1 pseudogene is annotated in these 252 nt (G+C 40.9%); it reads left to right on the forward strand.

Annotated features, from left to right (window positions below):
- A pseudogene (locus SAZ04_RS22585) lies at positions 1-252 on the forward strand (IS30 family transposase); the annotation flags it as partial.

The following is a 252-nucleotide window of genomic DNA, read 5'->3' on the forward strand; positions in this document are numbered from 1 at the left end:
TTACGTCTAAGCTGGTCACCAGGAATGATTGCTCACGAATTTAAACTAGCTACTAAATCTATTTATAATTGGCTAAATCAGGGGAGTATTGGTTTCTCCTTGAATGATCTACCTGAACATGGCGTACGCCAACGGCGTAACGTTGACCAACGATCCAAATATAATCAATCTTTGGGGCGATCAATTGAACAGCGTCCCATGATGATTAATCAACGTAAGCACATCGGCGATTTTGAACTAGATACAGTCGTT

The sequence above is a fragment of the Halalkalibacter lacteus genome (assembly GCF_036663595.1).
GTDB classification, from domain to species: Bacteria; Bacillota; Bacilli; order Bacillales; family Bacillaceae_D; genus Halalkalibacter; species Halalkalibacter lacteus.